Source organism: Alistipes sp. HGB5 (assembly GCF_000183485.2).
GTDB lineage: Bacteria > Bacteroidota > Bacteroidia > Bacteroidales > Rikenellaceae > Alistipes > Alistipes finegoldii.
On sequence record NZ_AENZ01000082.1, the window covers coordinates 1 to 1,436 of the forward strand.

Below are 1,436 nucleotides of genomic sequence, written 5' to 3' on the forward strand. Positions count from 1 at the left end.
CTCCAGAAAGGAGGTGTTCCAGCCGCACCTTCCGGTACGGCTACCTTGTTACGACTTAGCCCCAGTCACCGGTTTTGCCCTAGGTCGCTCCTTGCGGTCACGAACTTCAGGCACCCCCAGCTTCCATGGCTTGACGGGCGGTGTGTACAAGGCCCGGGAACGTATTCACCGCGCCATGGCTGATGCGCGATTACTAGCGAATCCAACTTCACGGAGGCGGGTTTCAGCCTCCGATCCGAACTGAGATAGGCTTTCGAGATTGGCATCCCCTCACGGGGTAGCGGCCCTCTGTACCTACCATTGTAACACGTGTGTAGCCCCGGACGTAAGGGCCGTGCTGATTTGACGTCATCCCCACCTTCCTCTCGGCTTACACCGGCAGTCCCGCCAGAGTGCCCAGCTTGACCTGATGGCAACTAACGGTAGGGGTTGCGCTCGTTATGGGACTTAACCCGACACCTCACGGCACGAGCTGACGACAACCATGCAGCACCTAGTTTCGTGCCCCGAAGGGAAATCCTGTTTCCAGAATCGTCACTAACTTTCAAGCCCGGGTAAGGTTCCTCGCGTATCATCGAATTAAACCACATGTTCCTCCGCTTGTGCGGGCCCCCGTCAATTCCTTTGAGTTTCATTCTTGCGAACGTACTCCCCAGGTGGATAACTTATCGCTTTCGCTTAGTCACCGACTGTGTATCGCCGACAACGAGTTATCATCGTTTACTGCGTGGACTACCAGGGTATCTAATCCTGTTTGCTCCCCACGCTTTCGTGCCTCAACGTCAGATATAGTTTGGTAAGCTGCCTTCGCAATCGGTGTTCTGTATGATCTCTAAGCATTTCACCGCTACACCATACATTCCGCCTACCGCAACTACTCTCTAGTTCAACAGTATTAGAGGCAGTTCCGGAGTTGAGCCCCGGTATTTCACCTCTAACTTATCAAACCGCCTACGCACCCTTTAAACCCAATAAATCCGGATAACGCTTGGATCCTCCGTATTACCGCGGCTGCTGGCACGGAGTTAGCCGATCCTTATTCGTACTATACTTTCAGACTCCTACACGTAGGAGCGTTTACCCTAGTACAAAAGCAGTTTACAACTCATAGAGCTGTCTTCCTGCACGCGGCATGGCTGGTTCAGACTTGCGTCCATTGACCAATATTCCTCACTGCTGCCTCCCGTAGGAGTTTGGTCCGTGTCTCAGTACCAATGTGGGGGGTTAACCTCTCAGTCCCCCTATGTATCGTTGCCTTGGTGAGCCGTTACCTCACCAACTAGCTAATACAACGCATGCCCATCTTTAACCACCGGAGTTTTTAACCCAAGAAGATGCCTTCTCGAATGTTATGGGGAATTAGTACCAATTTCTCAGTGTTATGCCCCTGTTAAAGGTAGGTTGCATACGCGTTACGCACCCGTGCGCCGGTCGCC

General features: G+C 52.9%; 1 rRNA gene. It reads right to left on the minus strand.

Annotated features, from left to right (window positions below):
• Positions 1 to 6: 6 nt before the first annotated feature.
• Positions 7 to 1,436: ribosomal RNA gene (locus tag HMPREF9720_RS14005) — 16S ribosomal RNA — on the minus strand; the annotation flags it as partial.